Source organism: Arthrobacter sp. D5-1, from assembly GCF_017357425.1.
In the GTDB taxonomy this organism is placed as follows: domain Bacteria; phylum Actinomycetota; class Actinomycetes; order Actinomycetales; family Micrococcaceae; genus Arthrobacter.
Window position 1 is genome coordinate 2,837,120 of record NZ_CP014571.1, and the last position, 25,205, is coordinate 2,862,324.

The 25,205-nt window shown below is 63.1% G+C and carries 24 protein-coding genes and 2 tRNA genes; 5 read left to right on the plus strand and 21 right to left on the minus strand.

Annotated elements, in window-relative coordinates; translation table 11 throughout:
• Positions 1-141 precede the first annotated feature (141 nt).
• From mutM to coaD, 5 genes are all read right to left on the minus strand, one after another.
• A complete protein-coding gene (gene mutM / locus AYX22_RS12925; protein ID WP_207593811.1) occupies positions 142-1,110 on the minus strand; it encodes a bifunctional DNA-formamidopyrimidine glycosylase/DNA-(apurinic or apyrimidinic site) lyase in 969 nt (322 codons plus the stop codon).
• A 6-nt stretch (positions 1,111-1,116) separates the two neighbouring features.
• Positions 1,117-1,827, minus strand: coding sequence for a ribonuclease III (gene rnc, locus AYX22_RS12930; protein WP_089595441.1), 711 nt, complete (start codon positions 1,825-1,827; stop codon positions 1,117-1,119).
• Between the two features lie 23 nt (positions 1,828-1,850).
• Entirely contained in the window at positions 1,851-2,054 is a 204-nt protein-coding gene (gene rpmF, locus AYX22_RS12935) for a 50S ribosomal protein L32 (RefSeq protein ID WP_011775139.1), read from the minus strand.
• 33 nt (positions 2,055-2,087) lie between these two features.
• Positions 2,088-2,615 carry a DUF177 domain-containing protein gene (locus tag AYX22_RS12940; protein WP_089595442.1) on the minus strand — a complete coding sequence of 176 codons (528 nt, stop codon included), beginning with the start codon at positions 2,613-2,615 and terminating at the stop codon, positions 2,088-2,090.
• A 166-nt stretch (positions 2,616-2,781) separates the two neighbouring features.
• The gene (gene coaD / locus AYX22_RS12945; protein ID WP_026540246.1) at positions 2,782-3,282 is read right to left on the minus strand and encodes a pantetheine-phosphate adenylyltransferase; all 501 of its coding nucleotides are present in this window, start codon (positions 3,280-3,282) and stop codon (positions 2,782-2,784) included.
• A gap of 35 nt (positions 3,283-3,317) precedes the next feature.
• Between coaD and AYX22_RS12950 the strand changes: the two genes are divergently transcribed.
• Together AYX22_RS12950 and AYX22_RS12955 are read left to right on the plus strand one after the other, a co-directional pair.
• Positions 3,318-4,583, plus strand: coding sequence for an aminotransferase class I/II-fold pyridoxal phosphate-dependent enzyme (locus tag AYX22_RS12950; protein ID WP_207593812.1), 1,266 nt, complete (start codon positions 3,318-3,320; stop codon positions 4,581-4,583).
• The gene (locus tag AYX22_RS12955) at positions 4,580-5,374 is read left to right on the plus strand and encodes a fused MFS/spermidine synthase (protein ID WP_207597579.1); all 795 of its coding nucleotides are present in this window, start codon (positions 4,580-4,582) and stop codon (positions 5,372-5,374) included. The genes AYX22_RS12950 and AYX22_RS12955 overlap by 4 nt, the downstream gene beginning before the upstream one ends.
• A gap of 54 nt (positions 5,375-5,428) precedes the next feature.
• Here AYX22_RS12955 and rsmD read toward each other — a convergent pair whose 3' ends face one another.
• Genes rsmD through AYX22_RS12975 form a run of 4 tightly spaced genes read right to left on the minus strand, consistent with a single transcriptional unit; the run spans position 5,429 to position 10,368 of the window.
• Positions 5,429-5,995, minus strand: a complete 567-nt coding sequence (gene rsmD / locus AYX22_RS12960) for a 16S rRNA (guanine(966)-N(2))-methyltransferase RsmD (RefSeq protein ID WP_207593813.1) — start codon at positions 5,993-5,995, stop codon at positions 5,429-5,431.
• Positions 5,996-6,046: 51 nt separating this feature from the next.
• Positions 6,047-8,302, minus strand: coding sequence for an ATP-dependent DNA helicase RecG (locus AYX22_RS12965; protein WP_207593814.1), 2,256 nt, complete (start codon positions 8,300-8,302; stop codon positions 6,047-6,049).
• Positions 8,292-9,332 carry a DAK2 domain-containing protein gene (locus AYX22_RS12970; RefSeq protein ID WP_207593815.1) on the minus strand — a complete coding sequence of 347 codons (1,041 nt, stop codon included), beginning with the start codon at positions 9,330-9,332 and terminating at the stop codon, positions 8,292-8,294. Before AYX22_RS12970 ends, AYX22_RS12965 begins: the two co-directional genes overlap by 11 nt.
• Before the next feature lie 22 nt (positions 9,333-9,354).
• On the minus strand, positions 9,355-10,368 hold the full coding sequence (locus AYX22_RS12975; RefSeq protein WP_207593816.1) for a thiamine-phosphate kinase: 1,014 nt from the start codon (positions 10,366-10,368) through the stop codon (positions 9,355-9,357).
• A 122-nt stretch (positions 10,369-10,490) separates the two neighbouring features.
• On the opposite strand from AYX22_RS12975, the gene AYX22_RS12980 reads away from it, so the two are divergent.
• Entirely contained in the window at positions 10,491-11,000 is a 510-nt protein-coding gene (locus AYX22_RS12980; protein ID WP_207593817.1) for a DUF3515 domain-containing protein, read from the plus strand.
• Positions 11,001-11,031: 31 nt separating this feature from the next.
• Here the strand turns inward: AYX22_RS12980 and AYX22_RS12985 are convergent, their stop codons facing one another.
• The 6 genes from AYX22_RS12985 to leuC all read right to left on the minus strand — a co-directional run bounded on the left by AYX22_RS12985 (position 11,032) and on the right by leuC (position 17,606).
• Positions 11,032-12,168 carry a D-alanine--D-alanine ligase family protein gene (locus AYX22_RS12985; protein ID WP_207593818.1) on the minus strand — a complete coding sequence of 379 codons (1,137 nt, stop codon included), beginning with the start codon at positions 12,166-12,168 and terminating at the stop codon, positions 11,032-11,034.
• Positions 12,168-13,220: an NAD(P)H-dependent glycerol-3-phosphate dehydrogenase gene (locus AYX22_RS12990; protein WP_207593819.1), complete on the minus strand. Its 1,053-nt coding sequence runs from the start codon at positions 13,218-13,220 to the stop codon at positions 12,168-12,170. Before AYX22_RS12990 ends, AYX22_RS12985 begins: the two co-directional genes overlap by 1 nt.
• Complete coding sequence (locus tag AYX22_RS12995) at positions 13,217-13,990, minus strand: lysophospholipid acyltransferase family protein (RefSeq protein WP_207593820.1); 774 nt, start codon at positions 13,988-13,990, stop codon at positions 13,217-13,219. The genes AYX22_RS12990 and AYX22_RS12995 overlap by 4 nt, the downstream gene beginning before the upstream one ends.
• A gap of 11 nt (positions 13,991-14,001) precedes the next feature.
• Positions 14,002-15,327: a UDP-N-acetylglucosamine 1-carboxyvinyltransferase gene (gene murA / locus AYX22_RS13000; protein ID WP_089595453.1), complete on the minus strand. Its 1,326-nt coding sequence runs from the start codon at positions 15,325-15,327 to the stop codon at positions 14,002-14,004.
• A gap of 208 nt (positions 15,328-15,535) precedes the next feature.
• A complete protein-coding gene (gene leuD / locus AYX22_RS13005) occupies positions 15,536-16,144 on the minus strand; it encodes a 3-isopropylmalate dehydratase small subunit (RefSeq protein ID WP_089595454.1) in 609 nt (202 codons plus the stop codon).
• A gap of 10 nt (positions 16,145-16,154) precedes the next feature.
• Positions 16,155-17,606, minus strand: coding sequence for a 3-isopropylmalate dehydratase large subunit (gene leuC / locus AYX22_RS13010; protein ID WP_207597580.1), 1,452 nt, complete (start codon positions 17,604-17,606; stop codon positions 16,155-16,157).
• Between the two features lie 122 nt (positions 17,607-17,728).
• Between leuC and AYX22_RS13015 the strand changes: the two genes are divergently transcribed.
• Together AYX22_RS13015 and AYX22_RS13020 are read left to right on the plus strand one after the other, a co-directional pair.
• A complete protein-coding gene (locus AYX22_RS13015; RefSeq protein WP_014922101.1) occupies positions 17,729-18,448 on the plus strand; it encodes an IclR family transcriptional regulator in 720 nt (239 codons plus the stop codon).
• 7 nt (positions 18,449-18,455) lie between these two features.
• Positions 18,456-18,992, plus strand: coding sequence for a DUF1697 domain-containing protein (locus AYX22_RS13020; RefSeq protein WP_207593821.1), 537 nt, complete (start codon positions 18,456-18,458; stop codon positions 18,990-18,992).
• A gap of 11 nt (positions 18,993-19,003) precedes the next feature.
• On the opposite strand, the gene AYX22_RS13025 is transcribed toward AYX22_RS13020, so the two are convergent.
• From AYX22_RS13025 to gltX, 6 genes are all read right to left on the minus strand, one after another.
• Complete coding sequence (locus AYX22_RS13025) at positions 19,004-20,623, minus strand: GTPase (protein ID WP_207593822.1); 1,620 nt, start codon at positions 20,621-20,623, stop codon at positions 19,004-19,006.
• Positions 20,620-22,401: a dynamin family protein gene (locus tag AYX22_RS13030; RefSeq protein WP_207593823.1), complete on the minus strand. Its 1,782-nt coding sequence runs from the start codon at positions 22,399-22,401 to the stop codon at positions 20,620-20,622. Before AYX22_RS13030 ends, AYX22_RS13025 begins: the two co-directional genes overlap by 4 nt.
• A 106-nt stretch (positions 22,402-22,507) precedes the next feature.
• A tRNA-Glu gene (locus AYX22_RS13035) sits at positions 22,508-22,583 on the minus strand.
• 126 nt (positions 22,584-22,709) lie between these two features.
• Positions 22,710-22,781 (minus strand) — tRNA-Gln (locus AYX22_RS13040).
• A gap of 126 nt (positions 22,782-22,907) precedes the next feature.
• Positions 22,908-23,666 (minus strand): HAD family hydrolase, encoded by a 759-nt coding sequence (locus AYX22_RS13045; RefSeq protein WP_207593824.1) that lies wholly within the window; start codon positions 23,664-23,666, stop codon positions 22,908-22,910.
• 14 nt (positions 23,667-23,680) lie between these two features.
• Positions 23,681-25,201 (minus strand): glutamate--tRNA ligase, encoded by a 1,521-nt coding sequence (gltX, locus tag AYX22_RS13050; RefSeq protein ID WP_207593825.1) that lies wholly within the window; start codon positions 25,199-25,201, stop codon positions 23,681-23,683.
• Between the last annotated feature and the right edge of the window lie 4 nt (positions 25,202-25,205).

Sequence of the window (25,205 nt, forward strand, 5' to 3'; positions counted from 1 at the left end):
CCTGCATCAAGAACGGCTGCGGGTAGAAGTGACGCCACCCGGATTGAGGTGGCGTTGATCCTTGCGATGGCGATTCGAAGCGCCAAGCTGTTCATGGGGACAGTCTGCCATTGTGATCCGGATTCCGGAACAGTTTTGGCCCTACCAACGTCCGTTCCGTGGCCGGGGTTGGCATACGGGACACGTATAGGAGGAACGGTTCATGAACTGTTCCCTTTTCATGACACTGTGAAGGCCGATCGCCTCGCACCGGCTGCACAGTTCGCCGGCACGCCCGTACGCATTGAGGGACCGTGCAAAGTAGCCGGAGTCGCCGTTGACGTTCACGTAGAGGGAGTCGAAGCTGGTTCCGCCAGCGGCCAATGCGGCGTTCATGACGTCCTTGACCGCTTCAACCAGTTTCCCGGCATCCGCACGGCGCATGGTGTCCGTAGCCCTGGCGTAGTGGAGGCGGGCGCGCCATAAGGCTTCGTCCGCGTAGATATTGCCGATGCCGGAGATGACTGACTGATCCAGCAGCGCCCTCTTGATACCGGTCTTCCGGCTCTTGATCCTTCGGTAGAACGCATCGAAGGAAAAATAGGGATCCAAGGGATCCCGGGCAATGTGGGCGGCTTCCGCCGCGATCTCCGGCAGTGGTGTTTCGCCCAAGCCTCCTGGGCCGCCGTCCGGCGTCGGTACCAAGGACGTCACGAACAGTCCGCCGAAAATTCTTTGGTCCACGAACCGCAGCTGTTCCGGCATGCCGTCCGCCGGGCTGAGCTTGATCCTGACTTTGAGGTGTTTTTCATCCGGAACATCCGGGTCCTGCATCAGCAGTTGGCCGCTCATTCCCAGATGGGCCATCAGAGCCACCGCAGGGAGGCTTTCAGCTGCACCTGGGTCGGTGTGGGGCAAGCCCGGCATGGCAAGGGGCATCCAGAGGAATTTGCCTCTCCGCACCACATCCAGCACCGTGGCGTGTTCCAGGTTCCCGATGAAGTCCTCCGCTCCGAGGGCATGCCGTCGGATGGACCGCGGATCAAGGACATCGACGCCGGTCACGGAACGGCCGCGGACCCAGCGCGCCAGGCCGCGGCGTACTACCTCTACTTCGGGAAGCTCAGGCATCGGGGCTCAGGCGGATGCAGGACCGGCAGCAGTCGGATCCAAGGCAGTCAAAGCACGCCAGGCGTCGGCGGCGGCTTCCTGTTCCGCTTCCTTCTTGGAATGACCCGAGCCCCGCCCGTAGGGGGTTCCGCCGATGTTCAGCACGGCTTCAAAAGTACGGGCATGGTCAGGTCCGGAACCTTCCACGGCATAGTGGATGGCGCCCAGCTGCCGGCTGGCAGTCAGTTCCTGGATGCTGGTCTTCCAGTCAGTTCCAGCACCAAGGGCTCCGGCGTCCTTCAGGAGCGGACCCACCAGCCGCATCACTAATTGGCGGGCAGTCTCCATGTCGTTGGACAGATAGGTGGCGCCAATCAAGGCTTCCATGGTGTCGGCCAGAATGGAGGCCTTGTTCTTACCGTCAGTCAGCTTCTCGCCTTGCCCGAGGTAGATGAACTCGCCAACGCCAATTGCCCGGCCGATCCCGGCCAAGGCGCGCGTACTGACGACGGCGGAGCGGCGTTTTGCAAGTTCGCCTTCAGGCAGGGTGGGGTTCTCACGGTACAGAGAGTCAGTAACCGAGAATCCCAGGATGGAGTCGCCGAGGAACTCGAGGCGCTCGTTGGTGGGAATCCCGCCGTTCTCATACGCGTATGAGCGATGTGTCAGAGCAAGACGAAGCGTCTCGGTGTCAATCGAGACACCGAGACGCTTCAGAAGCTCTTCAGTTGAAGACATCCTTAGTCAGCCTGTACGGCAGATTAGGCGTCTGCGACCTTGCGGCCCTTGTATTCAAGGAACAGCGCGGTGCCGGCAGAGTCAGTAACGACCTTTGCCTGGTGCGGCAGGCTGTAGGTAACCTGACCGTTTTCGATGGTCTTGACCAAGTTGGGGGCAGTTGCCTTCCACTGGGCACGGCGGGCGCGTGTATTTGCGCGAGACATTTTCCGCTTGGGAACAGCCACGGCTATCTCATTTCTCTCTTAGACGAACACTTACTAATCGGTTTGCCGGTCAGTCTTAGCCAGATCAGCTAGGGCAGCCCAGCGAGGGTCAATGACCTCGTGGTGGTGCCCCGGCTCGTCTTCCAGGCGCGCTCCGCATTCGGAGCACAGACCCTGGCAGTCTTCCCGGCACACCGGCTGGAACGGCAGCATAGTGACAACTGCGTCCCGCAACACCGGCTCAAGATCGATCAGATCGTACTCGACTCGACGTTGCTCTTCATCGTCTTCTCCGCCCGAAAGCTCTACGCCTTCATAGAAGAAAAGTTCTTGCACATTGACTTCAAGGTCATACGCAAGGGGATCCAGGCATCGGCCACACTCGCCGGTTACATCGACGATTACGGTGCCGGATACCAGAATTCCTTCGTGTACGGCCTCAAGGCGAAGATCCAACTCGATATCCGAGCCTTCCTTCACGCCAATGAGCGCCACACCAAGGTCACTTGGCGCAGGTACATGCTCGTTGAGTGTCCGCATGGTCCCTGGACTGCGTCCAAGGTCCTTGACTACCAGCGCCAAGGGCGAACTTGCATCTCGCTTAATGAGAACTCCTGTAGAACATATGACCGACGTACCATCTTAGCCTGATCACGCTTGAGGACTCAAACTGACGCCGGGCGCGCATAAATGCGCGGTGGTTTCAGCTTGGGGCACTCCGCATAAGGGCGCGAGGTACCCATCAAGCCTACCCCTTGCGCGGGTGTTCCGTTGCAGGCTCGCCAGCGAGGAGACGTTTCAGTACTGACTTGGGCACGAAATCCGAGATGTCCCCTCCCAAAACGTTCACCTCTTTGATGAGTGTCGAAGACAAGTGAACATAGTGCGCTTCAGCAGGAAGGAACACAGTTTCCACACCGGCCAGCTGACGGTTCATGGTGGCCATGGGCAGTTCGTAGTCAAAATCGGACGATGAGCGGAGGCCCTTGACGATGGCCGATACGCCCCGGTGGCGGCAGTACTCAGCCAACAGTCCTTCGCCCATGGGCTCCACGATGATTCCGCGAAGGGACGCCAGCGTTTCGCGTGCCATTTCCATGCGGTCTTCCAGGCTGAACCTGTACTTTTTGGCGTAGTTGGTGGACACGGCCACAATGACTTCGTCAAAGAGGCCGGCCGCCCGGGCAATGACTTCGAGATGTCCGTTGTGGATGGGGTCAAAGGATCCAGGGCATACCGCTCGTCTCATGAGACGAACCTACCCCATAGCTTCGCCGGGATACCATGGCAGACATGGCATCCGCAGGCAGCAGCCCCTCCCTCGAGACGAGCGCCGGCACCACCCCCGGTACCAGAACAGCACCTTGGCAGCGGGCCGCAACCGGAGCCAATCTACTCTCACCCGAAGGAGGGCTGGGGGTGACCATCTTCGAGGAGATGACCACACTTGCACTCTCCACTGGAGCCATCAACCTTGGCCAGGGTTTTCCTGACGAAGACGGGCCCGATGAGATCAAAGCAGCAGCCCAAACCGCCATAGCCTCCGGGGCCAACCAATACGCACCCGGCAAAGGCCTTCCCGTTCTAAGGGAAGCGATCACGGCACACCAACAGCGGTTTTACGGCCTGGCCCCTGACCCTGACACCGAGGTCCTTGTCACCACCGGAGCAACGGAGGCGATCGCGGCAACACTGCTCGCCTTCACCCAGCCAGGTGATGAAGTCCTGACCTTCGAGCCCTTCTACGACTCCTACGGTGCCATCATTGGCATGGCAGGTGCCACGCACGTCACCGCTCCCCTGCTGGCACCGGACTTCCTCCCGGACCTCTCGGCCCTTGAAGGCGTCTTCAGTCACCGGACCCGCATTCTCCTCCTCAATAATCCACACAACCCGACGGGCGCGGTCTTCCCCCACCATGTCCTGGCGAAGATCGTGGAACTGGCTGCCAGATACGATGCCATCATTGTCAGCGACGAAGTCTACGAGCATTTGACCTTTGGCGTGGACCACATCCCCATCACGTCCCTCCCAGGAGCAGCGGACCGGACCCTCACCGTATCCTCGGCCGGCAAGACCTTTTCCTTTACCGGCTGGAAAATCGGCTGGCTCAGCGGTCCTGAACATTTGGTTTCTGCTGTGCGCACAGTGAAACAGTTCCTGACCTACAGTGCGGGGACACCCTTTCAGGGAGCCATTGCAGTCGGCCTCGGCCTTCCCGACGGGTTCTACACCGGCATTGCCAGTACGCTCCAGCACAAACGCGACATCCTGGCAGAAGGGCTGCGTGCGGCGGGGTTCGGGGTATACATCCCCAGCGGCACCTACTTCATCAATGTGGACACCGCCCCCTTGGGTATCCGCGATTCCGTGGACCTTGCGCGGCGCCTGCCGGGACTGGTGGGAGTGGCCGCAATTCCGGTTCCTGTCTTCTGCCATCCAGAGGGGGCAGCGCGCACCCGCAGCCTGCTGCGCTTCGCTTTCTGCAAAAAGACATCCGTCCTGGAAGAAGCAGCCGAACGCCTCGCCTCGCTCAAGGACCGGCTCTGAATACCACGGGCTCCGGACACCACGTCGCCTCGCGCTACCTCCGGACCACGGGGCAGCACGCCACCATTGACGCGGATACCCTCATTGAGGGCAGCTTCATCCTCAGCATCGGCGGGGCCGAGCAGTCGCACGTCAACCTCGCGGATCCGCGGGAGATATTTTATGAGTACCTGCGCAGGATCGGTCATGTAGTGGATTTGGCTGCGGCGCCCGGGGCACCCATCCGCGCACTGCATCTAGGTGCAGGGGCGTTGACCCTTGCCCGCTACATCCAGGCCACCCGCCCTGGTTCGGCACAGTATGCCGTTGAACTGGAACGCGAACTCCTGGACTTCGTGCTCCACAAACTGCCCATGCCCGACGGCACCACGCTGACTACCCACATTGGCGACGCGCGCGACGCGTTGGCGGAGCTTGACGCCGAGGTGACATTCGACGTCGTGATTCTTGATATCTTCTCCGGACCAGAGGCCCCAGCACACATCGCGTGCAAGGAATTCTACGAGGAAGCTGCCGCACGGCTGGGTCCTGACGGGGTCTTGATCGTCAACGTGGGAGACGAACCCGCCCTGACCTTGGTGCGGAGCCAGGTGACGGCCCTGCGTGAGGCCATGCAGGATGTTGCCGCCGTCGCAGAAACCGGCATGTTTGAGGGCCGTTACCCCGGCAACATCATTCTTGTGGGCACACGCAGACGGTGGACGCCGGAGTGGACGGTGGAGTTGCTGGCCCGCGGCCCGCATCCTGCCGCTGTGCTCACCGGGATGGACTTGGACCGGATTGCCGGCTGAGATCCCGGCCCCGAGCCGCCAGGCTCGCCCGAGCCGCCAGGCCGGCCCGACACGCTAGGCCGGTTCGGCGAACCATAGCTTGGTTTCGCCGTACTTCTTGTCGGCGAAGCACTCCATGGTCTCAGGCCACGCCGGTTCCGGGCTCCGCGAACTTCGCTCGACAACCACCACGGCGCCCTCATCCAAGTGCGGCGCGAGTTTTGCCAACACCTCGCTCAAGGCCGGTTCGTCCAAGGGGTACGGCGGATCGAGGAAGACCAAATCCCACAACCCGCCCGCATGTGCCCGTTCAAGGAACGATTCCACCTTGGAACGGTGGACCGAGACCTTCTTGCCGCCCAGGAGCTGGTTCACCAAGTCCGCATTGCGCTGGCAGACGTCGCTCGCCTTGGCGTCGAACTCCACCAGGTCCACGCTGCGGGCACCCCGGCTGGCGCTCTCAATGCCCAGGGCTCCCGAACCAGCGTAAAGGTCAAGGACACGGGCATCGGCGATGACCGCCAAGGATTCCAAGCGGGAAAAGAGAGCTTCCTTGACTCGGTCGGTCGTAGGCCGCGTGGCGGTTCCGGGGACGCTGGCCAGCGGGTTCCCGCCACCGACTCCCGCAATGATCCGGCTCACAGGAATGCTCCCGGTGCTGACGCGCCTTGCGGACCGCCACTCCTTGGTTTTCTAACCGCGCTCAAGGAACGCCTCCTTTTCAGGGTTCAAGTATTCGTCGATGGCTGCGGCAAGCCCCGGCTGGTGCTGGAGGGTGGGGTCCTCTGCAACAAAGCCCTGGGCGTCCGTGCGTGCGCGGGCAATGATGTCCTCATGCTCCAGGACACGGAGCAGCTTCAGCGTGGAGCGCCCACCGGATTGCGAAGCTCCCAGGATGTCGCCTTCGCGGCGGAGCTTCAAGTCTTCCTGCGACAGTTCAAAACCGTCTGTGGTTGATGCAACCGCCTCAAGCCGCCGGCGACTCGGATGCCCGGGTTCCAAGGTGGTCACCAGCAGGCAAGTGCCGGGCAAGCCGCCACGTCCTACACGCCCGCGAAGCTGGTGAAGTTGGGAAATTCCGAAGCGGTCCGCGTCCAGGATCACCATCAGGGTGGCGTTGTGGACATCCACGCCCACCTCAATGACGGTGGTGGAAACGAGCACTTTGACCTGGTTGGCGGCAAAGGATGCCATGGTCTCGGACTTCAGTTGCGGGTCCTGCCGGCCGTGGAGCGGTGCCACAGGGACACCGGCCAAGGCCGGTTCCTGCAGAAGGCTCTCGACGACGGCTGTCACCGATGCGAGCTCCCGCGCTGATCCTTCCTCCGCGAGCTCGGCGTCGCTGGGTTCGACCTCTCCCGGACTGAAATCGCCGTCGTCGTCCGTTCCAATCTTGGGGCACACCACGTACACCTGGTGGCCCGACTCAACCTCTTCACGCGACCGTTTCCAAATACGATCCACCCAGCCGGGGTTCTCCACCAGTCCCACCACATGCGTGGTGATAGGGGCCCTGCCAGCGGGAAGCTCATCCAGGATGGAGGTCTCAAGGTCTCCGAAAACCGTCATCGCCACGGTGCGGGGAATGGGCGTTGCCGTCATGACCAGCAAGTGGGGCGGCCGCTGCGCTTTGGCCCGAAGGGCGTCCCGTTGCTCTACGCCGAAACGGTGTTGCTCGTCCACCACAATCAAGCCGAGGTCCTGGAAGCTGGTCTTGTCACTCAGCAAGGCGTGGGTGCCAATAACGATTCCGGCATTGCCCGAGGCTGCGTCCAACATGGCCTGTTTGCGTGCCGCAGTAGGCATGGAGCCCGTCAGCAGCGTCACGTGGACGGACTCCTGCGCCGGGTCCCCGCCAAGCATCCCCGCCCCACCGAAGACATCGTCTCGTGCCAACGATCCCAACGTCCGGCGGATCGAGTGGAAGTGCTGTGCCGCCAACACTTCCGTGGGTGCCAACAGCGCAGTCTGGCCGCCGGCATCCACCACCTGCAACATGGCCCTGAGGGCAACAACGGTTTTTCCGGAACCCACTTCGCCTTGCAACAGCCGGTTCATCGGCGCATCCCGCGCCAGTTCTTCAGCAAGCGTCTTTCCGACGGCGGACTGGCCGGCAGTCAGCGTAAAGGGCAGGTTCCGGTCAAAGCTGCTGAGCAATCCGTCGGCGCGGGGCCTGCGTGCGGTGGCTTCCTCGGCTGCAAGTTGGGCGCGCCGGCGCGCAAGGGCCGTCTGCAGGACCAATGCTTCCTGGTACCGGAACCGCTCCTGCGCCCGTTGCCAGTCCTTGGCGGTCTCCGGCGAATGGATCAAGCGGTAGGCCTCAGCCACGCTGAGCAGCCCGTCCCTGCGAACGATGCTCGCCGGAAGGGGGTCTTCCAAGGCGTCAAGGTCCATTGTCTGGAGCAAGGCCGTAATCACTTTGTGGATGGACCAACTGGTCAGCTTGGCCGTTGCCGGGTAAACCGGGATGGGCATCGCGGCAAGCTTTTCGGGGTCCATGGAACCTTCGGCTTCCGGGTCCTCATCCAGCAGCAGGAAGTCGGGGTTGGTCAGGCCAAGTGAGCCACCATAGCGGGTGACCTTGCCGGAGAACATGGCCCGCCGGCCTGCCTGAAGTTCCGCTTTGGCCCTGAAACCGTTGAAGAAGCTGACTTTCAACGTGCCCGGAGCGCCGCTTCCACCGGCTTCGTCCGTCACCACAACATCAGTGATGGAGCCGCGGCGGGCCCGCATCTGGCGCGTACTGTTGGACAGAACCCGGGCAATCAGGGTGACTTCCTCATCCAGCGGAAGGTTGCTGATGGGGGTCAGCTCGCCACGGCTGAGATACCTGCGCGGGAAATAGTTCAGCAAGGCACCCGTGGATTTGAGTCCCAGGTGCTTGTCGATGACTGCCGCGGACCGCTTGCCGATTCTGCGCTCGAGGGGTAGTTCCAGCTCAGTCATCATGCCGTGGCTGGCCTGTAATGCTGGGTTCCTGTGATGTTGGAACCTGTCCATCCCCGCTGGGCAGTGCCAATTGGCTGACGGCGATGTCCGTGGGCTCGCCCAGTGACCGAATCAGGGCCACTGCCGGCTCGGGATCTGGAACGTGAACGTGCACCCTCCACCGATAGCTTGCTTCAACCGTGGATTCCTCGTCCTCATCATCCTGGCTCCGGGCACCGCCAACCTGGCTCATGATGACCGAATCACCCATCTCATCCAGACGCTGCCTCAGGATGGCTGCATTCAAGGGGGAAAGGTTGATGGTGCACATGACTTCCACGCCGTCGTCGGCCGGCATCCGCTCATGGATGTGGGGGTCCTGCAGCTTATAGCCGTGAAGCCCGTCCAGGAGTTCGTCCTGGAGTTCTTCGCCCAGGACTGCAGAACGCAGGCAGTCCAGGATCAGCAGCATGCCAACACCCCCGGCGTCCACCACGTGGGCTTCCTGAAGTTGTGCGAGCTCGCCTTCGGTTCGGACAACTGCCTGGTAGGCGGCTTCCACGGTGGCGTCAAGAGCGAGGGCAAGGGCGTGGTTGCTGTCGTCGGAGTTTTGGGAAGCATCCACGGCCTGCGCAGCGTCCGAAGCAGCTTCCAGGACCGACAGCATGGTTCCGGCTACCGGCTCACTCAATGCGGACCATGCCCGGATCTGTGCCCTGTTCAGCGCTGTGGCGAGCAACGGTGCACTCAGCCGCGATTTTCCGCCCAACGGTTCAGCAGCGGCACAGAGGAAGACAGCGAACAGCGTGCCCGAATTCCCCCGTGCCTGCTCCATGGCGGCTTGGCCGGCGCGCGACAAGACTGCGCCGACGTCGTTACCCGTTTCGGTGCTGTCCGGGGCTGCCCCGTCAAGGGCGGACACTGCTGCGCGAACCGTGAGGTACAGATTGGTGCCGGTATCGCCGTCGGCCACGGGGAAGATGTTGATCGCATTAAGGCGATCACTGTGGTTGCCGAGGACCACCTCCGCCTTGCCGAGCCAACGTTTCATGGCGTGCGCATTCGCGGCGATCTTAGTCTGCAAAGTGATCCCATCCAACGGTGTCAGCAGCTTGCCCGGCGATCCGGACGCCGCTGCCTGGCGGCTCGACAACGGCTTGAACTGAGCCTATCGCAGTGAACCCCCGCGGCAGCTGAATTCCTGCTGGGAAGGTGGCAAGCAATCCGTGGTCCTCTCCCCCGCCCAGAACCCACGGCATCGGGTCGCGGCCCAGGAGTACTGCAGCCGGTTCCAGCGGCAGCGCCTGGGTCTTCAAGGCCACGGGATCAAAATCCAGGGCAACATTGCTGGCTGCAGCGAGCTTGCTCCCGTCCCGTAGCAGGCCGTCCGAAATATCCATCATGGCGGTTGCACCGGCGCGTGCCGCCAAGGGTCCTGCTGCCAAAGGAGGCTGGGGACGGCATTGGCTCTCCACCAAACCCCGCTGTTCTGTGTCCAGGCTGCCCATGGGAAAATTGCTTTCCAACAGTGCCCAACCGGCTGCGGCCCTGCCCAAGGTCCCTGCAACAGCCACGACGTCCCCGGGTTTGGCTCCGGACCGCAGCACAGGCGCCACGCCACCGAGGGTTCCGACGACGGCCACCGTCACCGCCAGCTCGCGGCCCCTTCCGAGGTCTCCGCCGGCAACAGAACAATCAGGGGCGCCCAGGCCAACGATGGCGGCAGTGAGGCCATCGGCGAATGACTCGACCCATTCGACGGGAGTGTCCGGCGGCATGGTCAGGCTCACGACAAGGGAGGTGGCGCTGCCGCCCATGGCATTGATGTCGCTCAGGTTTTGCGCCGCAGCCTTCCAGCCAACGTCATATCCGGTGGTCCGGTATCCGTTGTTCCACTCCAACCTGAAGTCCTGGTCCTGGGTCTGGGTGTCTATGGAAATCAGGGCGCGGCCATCCGGTGCAGCGATCAGGGCAGCATCATCTCCCGGTCCCAGCAGGATGCCGGGGCTGTGGTTCAGGCGCGGAAAGATCCTGGCAAGGAGCTCGGATTCCGAAAGGTCTTGGACGGTTATTTGTTCTGCGGGCACGGCTCTACGCTATCGCGATCCACTGACACAATAATGCCGTGCACGTGTTGCGAAGCACGCGGGTGAATGTGACCGGGGTTACGTGAATCTGCCCGGCAGCCCTCGCGGGATAGGCTGGATGGATGCACCGAAAGACCCTCCGCCGGACAGCCCTGGCCGTATCCACAGCCGCTGTGGCCGTCCTCGCTTTGTCGGCTTGTTCTCCTGCCGTTGACGTCACGGCCGCCACCGACGCCGCCAATCCTGCCTGCGCGCCGATGATGGTTGCCCTCCCCGACAGGATCGGCGACGCCGCACTCCGCAAGACCAACAGCCAGGCCACGGCAGCGTGGGGCGATCCGTCCCAGGTCATCCTCCGGTGCGGTGTAAATGTTCCCGGACCCACCACAGACCGCTGCGTGAGCGTCAATGACATCGATTGGGTCATCAAAGAAGGCGATCCCGTATACACCCTGACCACGTTTGGCCGCGAACCGGCCACCGAGATCCTGATTGATCCGGTCAAATTGGAAGCAGCGAACATCAGCTCCGCAACCGTGCTCACTGAACTCGCGGCCGCGGTGGGCAAGATCAAGGCAACCGGCAAGTGCGTGGGCCAGGAAGACCTGCAGAACCTGCCGGCCGGCAAGTAGTACCGGCCGGACACGGTCAGCAGGCCACGGGTCAGCGCAGGCCGGTCTTACGGGTCAGCGCCAGATGAATCAGTTCGTCGATCAGCTCGCCATAGGCCAGACCTGACGCCGCCCACATTTGCGGGTACATGCTCTTGGGCGTGAAACCCGGCATAGTGTTGATCTCATTGATGATCAGCTCGCCGGCAGGGGTATAAAAAAAGTCCACGCGGCTGAGGCCTTCGGCTCCCACAGCATCAAAAGCCACAGCGGCCAGTTCGCGCACGCGGCTGATGGCTTCGTCCGGCATGTCGGCCGGGCAGCTCAGAGCGGCCGCACCGTCTTCGACGTACTTGGCAGCGAAGTCATAGAACTGGTGCTCCCCCGCTGCCACCGCAATTTCACCGGGCATGGACGTTCGGGGCGCGTCGGTGCCCCGCCCCTGGAGGACGGCACATTCAATCTCGCGTCCCACGATCCCGGCCTCGATCACCAGCTTCAGGTCATGCCGGCGGGCTTCTTCGATGGCGGCGTCCAGGCCCTCCAGGGAATCCACTTTCGAGATTCCCATGGACGAACCGGCGCGGGCAGGCTTGACGAATACGGGGAACCCGAGCTTGTCGACGCGCTTCCGGACAGCCTCGGCGTCGGTCAGCCACTGGCGGTCCGTCACTGCAATGTACGGTCCAACGCTCAACCCCGCGGACTCGAACACCACTTTCATGTAGTGCTTGTCCATCCCCACGGCGGAGGCCAGAACTCCGGCGCCAACGTAACGTGTGTCGGAGAGTTCCAGGAGGCCCTGGATGGTTCCGTCCTCGCCCCACGGCCCGTGAAGCAGCGGGAACACTACGTCCACGGAGCCCAGCTCCTGTGGCACGGCATTGGGCTGGGTCACGATCAGCTGGTGCTCACCGCCCACTTCGGCCAACGTCACTGTCTTTCCCGACGGCGCCACCTCAGGAAGCGCTGCGGAACTCAAGGACCACTGACTGGTGTCACCCGAGGCCAGGACCCACTGTCCTGATTTGGCGATGCCAATGGGAATGACCTCGTACTTGCTCTTATCGATGGCCCCCATGACGCCCGCCGCGGTGACGCAGCTGACGGCATGTTCGCTGGAGCGCCCGCCAAAGAGAACCGCTACGCGGGGGCGGCCGGTCGCAGGGGTGGAGTGATCTGTCACCATCAGTAGTCGCCTTCGGACTTCAGTGCCCGGGCCAGCAAACGTGGTCCCAGGTCATCAACGGACATTCTGCCTTCAAGCACCGCTACCACGGCTGCCGTAATGGGCATTTCAACGTTCAACTTGCCGGCAAGCTCGTGCACGGCAGGGCCGGACTTGATGCCTTCGGCGGTCTGCGTCATCTGTTCTGCGACCTGTTCCAGGCTGAGCCCTTCTCCAAGCAACCGGCCGGCAGTGTGATTGCGCGACAACGCCGATGAACAGGTAGCCACAAGGTCGCCCAAGCCGGCCAGGCCGGCCATAGTGTGGGCTTCACCGCCGAGCGCCAGGGCGAGGCGGGAGGTCTCTGCGAGTCCCCGGGTGATCACCGAAGCCTTGGTGTTGTCGCCCATCTGCCGGCCTTCGCAGATGCCCACTGCAAGGGCAATGACGTTCTTGACGATTCCGCCGATCTCAACACCAACAACGTCCGTACTGGTGTACGGCCGGAAGTACGGCGCGGTGCAGGACAACGCGATCGCTGCGGCGGTATCAGCGTCGCTGCAGGCAACCACGGACGCAGTCGGTTGCTCCCTGGCGATTTCCATCGCCAGGTTGGGACCGGAAACCACTGCTACACGGGACGCGGTAAGCCCCAGTTCCTGCGCAATGACCTCGCTCATCCGCGCATCAGTCCCCAACTCCAGGCCCTTCATCAGGGACACCACCACGGCATCGGGGGCCAGCAATGGCTTCCACTCGCCCAGTTGCGGACGCAAGGATTGGGCCGGAACGGCGAGGATCACCAGCGTGGCGTCCTTCAGCACCTCCGCCACGTCCGTGGACGCAGTGATGGTCGCGGGAAGCTCAATGTCTTTCAGGTACTGGGCATTGCGATGCAGCGAATTGATCTGCTCCACCACTTCGGGACGGCGGCCCCAGATCCGGATGCTGCGTTCAGCGCCGGCAGCCTCAGCGGCGTCTGCGAGGATTTTGGCAAACGTAGTGCCCCACGATCCGGCACCCAAAACCGCCACGATGTCCGGTGCGTGGACGTGGCTCTGGAGAATGGTCACTTACCGTCCTCCGGTTCCGGCGCCTCGGAGGATCCGCGCTCAACGAAACGTCCGTGCTTTGACTGTTTGTGAACAGCCGGATCCCAGCGTTCGGCGGGAGCGGGCTCGTTGCGCAGTGTGGCCAGCAGAGCGGTGATGGCGTCCATGATGACCTCGGTTGCCTCAGTCAGCGTGGCGCGGTCCATGGGCCGGTCCGCGAAGGCACTGAGGTCCACCGGTTTCCCGACAAGGACCCGAACCGTTTTGCGCGGGAAAAGGTGGAACCGCTTGGCATAGCGCGGGAAGACATCCTGCGCACCCCAGTGCGCCATGGGCACGACGGGCGCACCGGTCTGCAGGGCAAGCCGGGCGGCCCCTGTATGCCCTTTCATGGGCCAAAGGTCGGGATCGCGGGTCAGGGTGCCTTCGGGATAGATAATGATGGCACCGCCGGCATCCACCACCTCTTTGGCGACCTGCAGCGAGTGGTTCGCTCCCGCCGTCGAGCGTTCAACGGGTATCTGTTTGGTGGCGTTCAGCAAGGCCCCGAGCACGGGCACCTTGAAGAGGCCCTTCTTCGCCAGGAAGTGCGGCGGACGCTGCTGGTTGTAGACCAGGTGCCCGATCACGATGGGGTCGATCTCGGTGCAGTGGTTTGGCGCCGCAATGAAACCGCCGGACGGAAGGTTCTCGACACCTTCCCACTTTTTGGCCATCAGGAGGTTCATCAATGGGCGTGCGATGCCCGCCAGCAGCACGAACGTGGCACGGCTCTTGGCCGATTCCTTCAAGGGATCCCCCGCTACTTGGTGGTGGTGATATCGAAGTCTGCGCCCAGGCCGGCCAACTTCTCGGTAAAGCGCTCGTAACCGCGGTTGATGATGTCGATGCCCGTCACCCTGGAGGTACCAGTGGCTGCCAGCGCCGCGATGAGGTGGCTGAAGCCGCCTCGAAGGTCCGGGATGTCGATGTCGGTACCCCGGAGCGGGGTTGGTCCTGAGATGACGGCGGAGTGAAGGAAGTTCCGCTGTCCGAACCGGCACGGGACACTGCCCAGACACTCGCGATGCACCTGGATGTTCGCGCCCATCCGGGCCAACGCATCGGTGAACCCGAACCGGTTTTCGTAGACGGTCTCGTGGACGATCGACACGCCTTCTGCCTGTGTCAGGGCCACGACCAGGGGCTGCTGCCAGTCCGTCATGAAACCGGGGTGGACATCCGTTTCCAGGACCAACGGGGACAGCTTTCCGCCCTGGTGGTAGAAGCGGATGCCGTCGTCGCCGATGTCCATACCGCCACCCACTTTGCGGTAGGTGTTCAGGAAGGTCATCATGTCCCGCTGCGACGCGCCTTCAACGAAGATGTCGCCCCTGGTCACCAACGCAGCGGACGCCCAGGACGCGGACTCGTTGCGGTCCGGGAGAGCACGGTGGTTGTACCCGCGGAGATCCTTGACGCCTTCAATCCTGATGGTGCGGTCAGTCTGGACGCTGATAATGGCGCCCATCTTCTGCAGGACAGCAATGAGGTCGATGATCTCGGGCTCAGTTGCGGCACCGATGAGTTCAGTGATGCCTTCAGCTCGCGTTGCGCTCAGCAGCACCTGCTCTGTGGCACCAACCGATGGATACGGAAGGGAGATCTTGGCGCCATGGAGGCCGTGCGGTGCGGAGATGTGGATACCGCCCGGGCGCTTTTCCACTACTGCACCAAACTGGCGAAGCACGTTCAGGTGGTAATCGATGGGCCTGTCGCCAATTTTGCAGCCACCCAGGTCAGGGATGAAGGCCTCGCCAATGGCATGGATCAGGGGCCCGCACAGCAGGATGGGAATACGGGAATCCCCGGCGTGGGCGTCAATGGCGGTACTGGACGCAGTCTTTGCATCCTTGGGGTCAAGGGTAAGGTCACCCGTGACCGGATCCTTCACTACTGTCACGCCGTGCAACTGCAGCAGGCTGGTAACAACCTCTACGTCCTTGATTTCCGGCACGTTCCTCAGCACCGATGGTTCGCTGCCCAGCAACGCCGCCACCATGGCCTTGGGCACCAGGTTCTTGGCACCGCGAACGGTCACTCGTCCTGTTAAGGGGACGCCACCGCGGATTGTCAGAACACTACTCATCTATACCGGTTTCCTCACGACTACTCGCCCCCCAAACTTACAAAGGCTCCAGCTAAGCATAGAAGCTCGCGTTACCGAACCGAAATGGACGCACCCGGCGCCGCGAGCTTCAGCCATCAGTTGAACGTTGACGAAAAAGGACCGGCAGGCACTCCCACAGGGTGCCCACCGGTCCTTAATCTGCAGCTTGCGGCCTCAAACGGCGGCGCTATCCAGCTTGAACCTTCGCAGGAAGCGTCTTGGGCTTGAAGGAAGGACGCGTGGCCTCGTAGGCGGTGATGTCTTCTTCATGCTGAAGTGTCAGGCCGATGTCATCGAGGCCTTCCAGGAGGCGCCAGCGGGTGTAGTCGTCAATGTCGAACGGAGCCACGATGTTGCCGCACTCCACGGTCTTGCTGACAAGGTCAACCTTGACTTCGGTGCCCGGAGCGTTCTCCAGCACTTTCCAGATGAGCTCAATGTCATCCTGCGCGACCTGCGCGGCGAGCAGGCCCTGTTTGCCGGAGTTTCCCCGGAAGATATCGGCAAAGCGGGAAGACAGTACGGCTTTGAAACCGTAATCCTTCAGCGCCCAGACGGCGTGCTCGCGGGATGAACCCGTGCCGAAGTCCGGCCCGGCCACCAGGACCGAACCGGCATTGAACGGGGCTTGGTTGAGGATAAAGGAATCATCCTTGCGCCAGGCGGCGAAGAGTGCGTCTTCGAAGCCTGTCCGCGTGATGCGCTTGAGGTAGACAGCAGGAATGATCTGGTCGGTGTCCACGTTGCTTTGGCGCAGCGGCACGCCGATGCCGGTGTGGGTAGTGAATGCTTCCATGGTGATCCTCCTAGACTGCGGTTCCGGTCAGGCTGCCTGCCGGGACGGACTCCAGGTCCGACGGCGAGCTCAGCGTGCCGCGCACAGCCGTGGCTGCGGCAACGACGGGTGAGACCAAGTGCGTGCGGCCTCCCTTGCCCTGGCGGCCTTCAAAGTTGCGGTTTGACGTCGACGCGCAGCGCTCCCCCGGCTCCAACTGGTCCGGGTTCATGCCCAGGCACATGGAGCAGCCGGCGAAGCGCCATTCGGCCCCGAATTCCTTGAAGACCTTGTCCAGGCCTTCGGCTTCGGCCTCCAGCCGGACACGGGCCGATCCGGGGACCACCAGCATACGGACGTTGGGATCCTTCTCACGGCCGCGGATGATGTCGGCGGCAACGCGGAGGTCCTCAATCCGGGAGTTCGTGCAGGATCCCAGGAAGACCGTGTCCACACGGATGTCCTTCATGGGCGTGCCGGCTTCCAGGCCCATGTACTGGAGCGCCCGCTCGGCTGCGGCCTTGGCGTTCTCATCACCGAAGTCCTCCGGAGAGGGCACTTTCGCCGAGAGGGAAACGCCCTGGCCGGGGTTGGTACCCCACGTCACGAACGGCTCCAGGGTGTCCGCGTCCAGGTCCACCTCAACGTCAAAGACGGCGTCGGCGTCGGTGTGGAGCGTGTTCCAATACTCGACCGCGGCGTCCCAGTCAGCACCTTCGGGTGCGTGCGGGCGGCCCTGCATGTAGTCGTAGGTGGTCTGGTCCGGGGCCACCATGCCTGCGCGGGCGCCTGCCTCGATGGACATGTTGCAGATGGTCATGCGGGCGTCCATGGACAGGGCGCGAATGGCCGAGCCGCGGTATTCCAGGACGTATCCCTGCCCGCCGCCTGTGCCGATCTTGGCAATGACCGCGAGGATGATGTCCTTGGCCGTCACGCCGGGACGCAAGGTGCCTTCGACGTTGATGGCCATGGTCTTGAACGGCTTCAGGGACAGCGTCTGCGTTGCCATGACGTGCTCAACCTCGGACGTACCAATACCCATGGCCAACGCGCCGAAGGCCCCGTGGGTTGAGGTGTGGGAATCGCCGCAGACCACTGTCATGCCCGGCTGGGTCAGGCCCAGTTGCGGGCCGACCACGTGCACGATCCCCTGTTCCTTGTCTCCCAGGGAGTGCAGGCGGACCCCGAATTCCTTGCAGTTGGCACGCAGGGTTTCAATCTGGGTGCGGCTGGTGAGGTCGGCTATAGGCTTGTCGATGTCCAGCGTGGGGGTGTTGTGGTCCTCCGTGGCAATGGTGAGGTCAACGCGGCGCAGCTGCCGGCCGGCCAAACGCAGGCCTTCAAAGGCCTGCGGTGAGGTCACTTCATGTACCAGGTGAAGGTCGATGAAGAGAAGATCGGGCTGGGCGTTGGCTCCTTCGCCTTCACCTTTGCGCACTACGTGCGCGTCCCAGACTTTCTCGGCCAGTGTCTTTCCCACGGCCTTGCTCCCTTCACTGCGTTGGCTTGTTGCGTTGTTCTTGATCCACTGAAGCAGCATCGCTGCGAAATAGGCCAGCGAAAGAACTTGCATCTCAGATACTGAGACGGCAATATCATTACATGGACAATTCTAGTGGAGTCGGTGTCATTGATAAAGCGGCCCAGGTACTCGATGCCCTCGAGGCCGGGCCCACGACACTCGCCCAACTTGTAGCGGCTACGGGCCTGGCCCGGCCTACGGTTCACCGCCTCGCGCTGGCGCTGGTCCACCACCGGCTGGTGAGCCGCGACATCCAGGGACGCTTTGTCCTGGGCAGCAGGCTCGTGGAGTTGGCCTCCGCTGCAGGCGAAGACCGGCTGATCGCTTCTGCGGGACCGGTCCTGATCCAGTTGCGCGACGCGACCGGTGAAAGTGCCCAGATTTTCCGCAGGCAGGGCGATTGGCGCGTCTGCGTCGCATCAGCCGAACGCCCCATCGGCCTGCGCGACACCATCCCGGTCGGCACCCAGCTGTCCATGAAGGCCGGCTCCGCCGCCCAGGTCCTGCTGGCGTGGGAGGACCACGACCGCCTTCTTGAAGGGCTGCAAAACGCCCGCTTTACGCCCACCGTGCTGGCAGGAGTACGACGCCGGGGCTGGGGTCAGAGCCTCGGCGAACGCGAGCCCGGGGTCGCGTCAGTCTCTGCCCCCGTTCGTGGACCGTCCGGCCGGGTCATTGCGGCCGTGTCGATTTCGGGTCCCATTGAGCGGCTTACCCGCCAGCCGGGCCGCCTGCACGCCGAAGTAGTCTGCAACGCCGCCCGGGTGCTGACGGAAGCCTTGCGAAAGAACAACGATTAGGCCCGGCATGGACAACTACGCCGTCTTCCTCCGCGGCATCAATGTTGGTGGCATCAACATCAAGATGGCCGACCTCAAGGCTGCACTCCAGGACTACCCGTTCGCCAAGGTCAAAACCCTCCTGGCCAGTGGAAACGTCGTGCTGCAGAGCGAGCTCAAGGCTCTTGAGGTCAAGGCGCAGTTCGAGCAGTGCCTGCGGAAGACCTTCGGCTACGACGCCTGGGTAGTGGTCCTCACAGCAGCAAGGGTGGCCGACCTCGTGGAGGCCTGCCCCTACCCGGCTGATGACAAAACCACCCACAGCTACATCACTCTGGCCTCCGATACTGCGATGCTTGATGAACTCTTTGAAGCAGGTGCTGCCCTGGACGGCGTGGAGCAGGTACGGCTGGGCCCTGAAGCGTCAGCGTGGCTGGCACCCGCCGGCGGCACCCTGGACAGCCCGTTCAGCAAACTCTCCGCCAAAGCCCGCTACAAAGCCGGCACCACCACCAGGAACCTGCGCACCCTCATCAAAGTCCGGGATGCGGCCGCGGCCCTCTAAGCTGCACTCCTTCACTTGGAGCGGGCCGCCTTCAGCGCGGCGTTGAACGCTTTCAAGCGCGTAATTTCCACCTCAACAGGCTCCACGATCCTCTGTTCGGCAACTGATGCCACCGCGGACTTCAAGCGTTTCGCTGCCCCCGACGCCCTGATGCGCGCAGCCCAGCCTCCAAGAATCCTGCCAGTTATGGCAAGGACGATCCCCAGCCCAACTCCCCCGGCGACCATGAGGGTAGGCCACGGCCACCCTTCCGTTCGGGGAACCTCGGGCACCGGCATTTGGAAGTAACCGAGAGCGGCCAACACCCCCAGCCACCCCAGGCCCCCAACGGCCAGCACAAGCGCCAGCCATTGGAGGGTGTTGAACAACGCCCACCACAGTGGCCGCTGCGTGGCCTTCAGGTCAGTACCGGCGATGGCTTGATCCAAGGCATCGGGCAACTGCTCCCGGCCGTCCCTAGCCACGGCGCGGATTGCTGCCCGCCATGGTCCCGGTGCGCCGGCGGATGCGTCGTCCGCAAAATCCCGGACCGCAGCATCGGTTCGCGCCCGCTCCGGAGCACCGGCGGGCGGCAACGATGTCCGGCTGAGTTCGGGCCTGGTGTCCTCCCGCCGCAGGTTCAGCCTCCGCAAGGGATCCGGACGGAAGCGCAGCAGCCAGCGCGTCACGGGCCATCCGGTCCTGCGGGCCGACTCCCTCTTGAAGGACCGCTGGACTGCATCCACCACCACCGGCACGTTGGCCGCCGTCGCCAGTTCAGACGCAAGCCGCGCCTTGGCGCCTGCAGTGATGCCGCGGGCTTCACCGTCGCCGGACGCTTCGGCGAGTTCCGCGCCGGCTTTGACGACGTCGGCCGCCAGCCTCCGCGTTGTTGCCTCGCGTTGGACCACGACGTTCCTGATGGCAGCACGGACGGCAGGGACGCCGTCGCCGGTTAAAGCTGAGGCACCCACCACGCGGACTGTCCCCAGCCCGTCACGCTCCAGGATGCCCTCCAGTGATTGCATCACCGCAGAAGCATCCGCTGCGTTGAGCCTGTCCACCTGGTTCAGCACCACCAGGGTGACGGCGCCGTGGGAGGCCATGGGCCGAAGGAAGTCATTATGCACGGCGGCATCAGCGTACTTTTGCGGGTCCAGGACCCAGACGAGTACATCCACCATGCCCACCATGCGCTGGGCGATCTCCCGGTTTTCCACCCTGGTGGAGTCGAAGTCCGGCAGGTCAAGGAGGACCAGGCCCGTGTCTGCGTCGGCCAGCCCCGGGACAGGTGGCAACGTATGCCGTTCCTTGACGTCCAGCCAGTCGAGCAACGGGCCGCTGCCGTCCTCACCCCAAATTCCCGCCAGGGGCGCTGAAGTCGTGGGGCGTCGTGCTGTCGCGGTGGCGAGCCCGCTGCCGGACACGGCGTTGAACAATGAAGACTTACCGCTGCCCGTGGCCCCGAAAAAACCCACCACGGTGTGGCCGGCCGACAATGAACGCCTGGAGGTGGCACGCTCCAGGACGTCGTAGACAGATTGCAGGTTCTCGTCCGGAAGCACGCCTTCAGCGAGTTCACGGGCCGTATTCAGCGCCTCGAGCCGCCGCTGCAGTTGGGATGCCTCGCGCACCTGGCCGTGGCGGCTCATGCGGCCCCCGCCAGGCGGCGGAGGATCTTGGCGTGCTGGGCCAGCTGGTTTCCTGAGCTTGGATGTGCCGCTTCAAGGCGGTCGAGGAAACGCAGCCGTTCATCGTCCAGCAGCCGTTGGCACTGCGTATGCAGGTCATCCCGCGCCTGCTGCGCCAGGCGACGCACGGCGTCCTCGCCGAATACGGCTTCCAACAGCTTCTGGCCGACTACCGCCGTGCCGCCGGCGATGCCAATCTCCAGCCCGCTCAAGCCTGCGGTCATGGAGAACACCACCACCATGAGCGCAGCGCCCAGGCCGTTGACGCCAAAGGACAACCAACGGGCCTGGGTCCGTTTCCCCTGCCCCTGGGTGCGGATCATCTCCATCAGGCCTTCCTGCCAGGTCCGAATGGCAGCGGCAGATTTCGCGTCGAAACCCTCGCTGGTCCCTGAAAGATCATCAGAGCCAAGGAGGTGGCGGCCCGCAGCGTCAGCACGCCAGCGCCGGTCCACGTTTTCTGCTGCAGTGGCGGCCTCGTCCAGGATTACTGCCTGAAGTCCGGTCTCGATGGCGGTCTCCACCTTCACCGCGGGAGCCGGCTCTCCGCGGAAGAAAGCGCCCACACGGTCCCGCATACGCCCGATGTTTTGCTCCAATGCCCGGAAGAATTCTCCAGTGCCCACAAAGTCCTGCCATCGCGCCAGTACCTCACCGCGGAGCAGTGCACCGTCCTTGGTGGCCGCAAGAATGCGGGAAAGGGCCAGCTCATACTCCTGGACGCAGGTGGTCTGGAGTTCGTGCGCAGCAGCATCCTGGGCTGATGCCGCTGCGGCGATGCCCTCCAAGCGGACGCTGACGGCTTTGACAGCTCCATTAAGAGTCCGCCGTGCGACGTCCGCCCTTCCAGCTGCGTTCGCTGCCAAGGCACCCAGCCATTGGCGTAGAGCTGACACCGATTCCTCCGGCAGCATTCCCAGCCCGTCCAAGGCACTTTCAGGAACGACGAAAAGCTCCGCCCCACTGAGCCCCTGCCGGTCCAGCATGGCTTTAAGGTCAGTCCTGACTTCTTCTTCAGCGGCCGGGGGCACGCGGTCCAACACCACGGCTACGGTGATGTCACGAGAGGCCGCATCCAGGAGCAGCCGCCAGGGGACGGCGTCGGCGTAGCGGTTGGCCGTGGTGACGAATACCCAGAGGTCCGCGGCCGCAAGCAACTGTCCAGCGAGCCTGCGGTTGTCATCTGAGATCGAGTCGACGTCCGGCGCGTCCAGGAGGGCTATGCCCTGCGGCACGGCGTCATGGCCCACCAACACCAATGATGTGATCGCGTGGGCGTCCGGCGCGGCACCTGCCTGGTTGGCAGGCCTCGGATTTGTTGACACGGTCCCTCGGATGCGGTCCAAACTGGGAAGTATCCTGTGGCCTTCAAACCATCCGGCGTCGTTGGGGTGGTGCAGGAGGATGGGTTGGCGTGTGGTGGGCCTGATGGCGCCTGCCCTGGTTACCGGATAACCCACCAGCGCGTTGACCAGCGTGGACTTCCCCGCGCCTGTGGAACCACCAACGACGGCCAACAGCGGCGCATCCAGGCTGCGGTAACGGGGAATGATGTAGTCGTCGAGTTGTGCGAGGGAATCGCGGATCCATTGACGGGCTTCCGGGGCCTCCGGCACGGCCAGGGGAAGGGTGGTGGCCGCAAGCTCCGCGCGGGCAGCTTCCAAGGCCTCGACGGCGGCTGCCGCACCTTGAGGTACGGGGGTTCGCCGGATAGCTGCCGGGTCTTCGTTTGCGGTCACAGCATCATCATGCCAGCCCGACCCACGTCCCGGGCGCCCGGCAGGCGTTATGGGCACAACGAAGGCAAAAAGAAATCCCCCGGAACCGTAGTTCCGGGGGATTCAGTGGTGACCCCAGCGGGATTCGAACCCGCGTTACCGCCGTGAGAGGGCGGCGTACTAGGCCGCTATACGATGGGGCCTTGCACTTTTGTCGCCGTTTCCGGCGATCAAGCTGAATGAGTATTTCATACTTTCAGCTCCGTTCCAAATCGCTTCAGCGACTTGGAGATTCCAAATTTCCGGCGTATTCACGCGGATTTTCAGAGCTGGGATACCAGGACTCGAACCTAGAATGACGGTACCAGAAACCGTAGTGTTGCCAATTACACCATATCCCAAAGTGACTTTCGGACCGGAGTTCATCGCTTCGGTTTCCCTCAGCTTTTCCCTCCGTGCCCCTCAGCACGAGTAATGACTCTACCGGAGTCTTGCCACCTGCACAAATCGGGAAGGCGTTACCTGCATCACATGATTCGCGCCGCTGGATGCGTACCCTCAACGGCGCTTGGGACGGTGGCAAGCAAGCGTGTCAGGGAGTCCACTTGGCGTCCGGTGAATTCCTCCACTACTTCTCCGGTCCTGTTGAGCCACACGCCGATCAACCCTGCCGCCGTGGCGCCATCAGCGTCAAGCAGCCTGTTATCCCCCACGTAGAGCGTCTCGCCCGCCGCCGTGCCCAGGAGGCGCACGCCCTCGAGGTAAATGGCAGGATCCGGTTTGGGCACGCCAACAGTATCTGTGCCCACCAAAACCTTGATCCTGGAAAGACCTGCACCGTCCAACTTGGCGCGCTGGTAATCGTGCACGTTATTGCTCACTGCTCCATAGGGAATGCCCGCGGCGTCGAGTGCATCCAGTACCTCTCCGACGTCGTCGAAGGCCCTCACGTATGCCGTCTGGCGCTGGTGGTATTCCGAGACCCAGGCCTGGGACTCGTCGCCCTCGCCAAGTTCCACACCGAAGTGACCCAACGCAGCCCTGCCGCGAAGCAGCCGCTGTTCATTGAACGTCAGCTCGCCGGCCAGGTAACGGTCATAGAAGTGCGTGGTCTCGTGCGTAAAAATGCGGCCGAACTTCACCCACCCGGCCTGGTCCAGGCCGGGCAGGAGATGTTCGCTGACGTCACGCAAGGCTGTGGTCATGGCGTACTCAAGGTCCACCAGGGTGTCATCGATGTCGAAGAGGACACCGCGGATAGTGCCGAAGGAGCTTGCGATTGCCATGACTGAAGCCGTCCTTAGCCGCGGAAAGCGCGAACGCGGGCCAGGGATGAATCCTTACCAAGGATCACCATGGATTCGAACAGCGGCGGAGAGATGCGGCGGCCGGAGATGGCCGTGCGCACAGGCCCGAAGGCGGCCCGGGGCTTGATGCCCAAGTCCTCCACAAGAGCCTGCTTCAGCGCCGTCTGGATGTTCTCAGCCGTCCACTCCTCGATGGGCTCCAGCGCTGCCAGGGCGGCGTCGAGGACCTCGTCCAGGTTGGCAGGGAGTCCCTTCCGGGCGTCATCTGCTACGTCAATGGCGTCGTCGGCCTTGAACAGGAACGCCAGCATCTCAGGAGCCTCACCGAGGAGGGTGATGCGTTCCTGCACCAGCGGGGCGGCCTCGGCAAGAATCTCTTCCTGCCGCGGTGTGAGGATCTCCCCTACCAACCCGGCAGCACGGAGGTAAGGGGCCAAACGCTCTTTGAAGTCTTCCGGCGCCAGCAGACGGACGTGCGTTCCGTTGATGGCCTCGGCCTTCTTGATATCGAAGCGGGCCGGGTTGCCCAGGACATCGTGGATGTCGAAGTTGGCCACGAGCTGTTCCACGGTGAAGATGTCCTCATCTGCGCTCAGCGACCAGCCAAGCAGGGACAGGTAGTTGAGCAGGCCCTCGGGGATGAAGCCACGCTCGCGGTGCAGGAACAAGCTGGACTCGGGGTCACGCTTCGAGAGCTTCTTGTTGCCCTGGCCCATGACGTACGGCAGGTGGCCGAACTCCGGCATGTACTCGGCAACACCGATGGCGTAGAGCGCACGGTACAGTGCGATCTGGCGCGGGGTGGAGCTCAGCAGGTCCTCGCCGCGCAGGACGTGGGTGATCCCCATCAGTGCGTCATCCACCGGGTTCACCAGGGTGTACAGCGGGGCGCCATTGGCACGGACAACTGCAAAGTCGGGAACGGAACCGGCCTTGAACGTGATCTCGCCGCGGACGAGGTCGTTGAAGGTCAGGTCCTCGTCCGGCATGCGGAGACGCAGGACAGCCTCGCGGCCTTCGGCCTTGAACTGTGCCAGCTGTTCCTCGGTCAAGTGACGGTCAAATCCGTCATAGCCGAGCTTCGGGTCGCGGCCTGCGGCTTTGTGGCGGGCCTCGATCTCATCCGGCGTGGAGTAGGACTCATAGACGTGTCCCCCGGCCTTAAGCTTGGCGATGACGTCCTGGTAGATGTCGCCGCGCTGGGACTGGCGGTACGGCTCGTGCGGGCCGCCGACCTCTACGCCCTCGTCCCAGTTGATCCCGAGCCACTTGAGGGCATCCAGCAACTGGTGGTAGCTCTCCTCGCTGTCACGGGCAGAGTCGGTATCCTCGATGCGGAAGATCAGTTTGCCGCCAGTGTGGCGCGCATACGCCCAGTTGAACAGGGCGGTGCGGATCAGGCCAACGTGCGGCGTTCCCGTCGGCGACGGGCAGAAACGGACGCGGACCGGAGTCTCGGCGTTGACGGCAGGGATGGCGCTGGAGGCAGCGTTCGACGCAGAAGCAGTAGTCATAGTG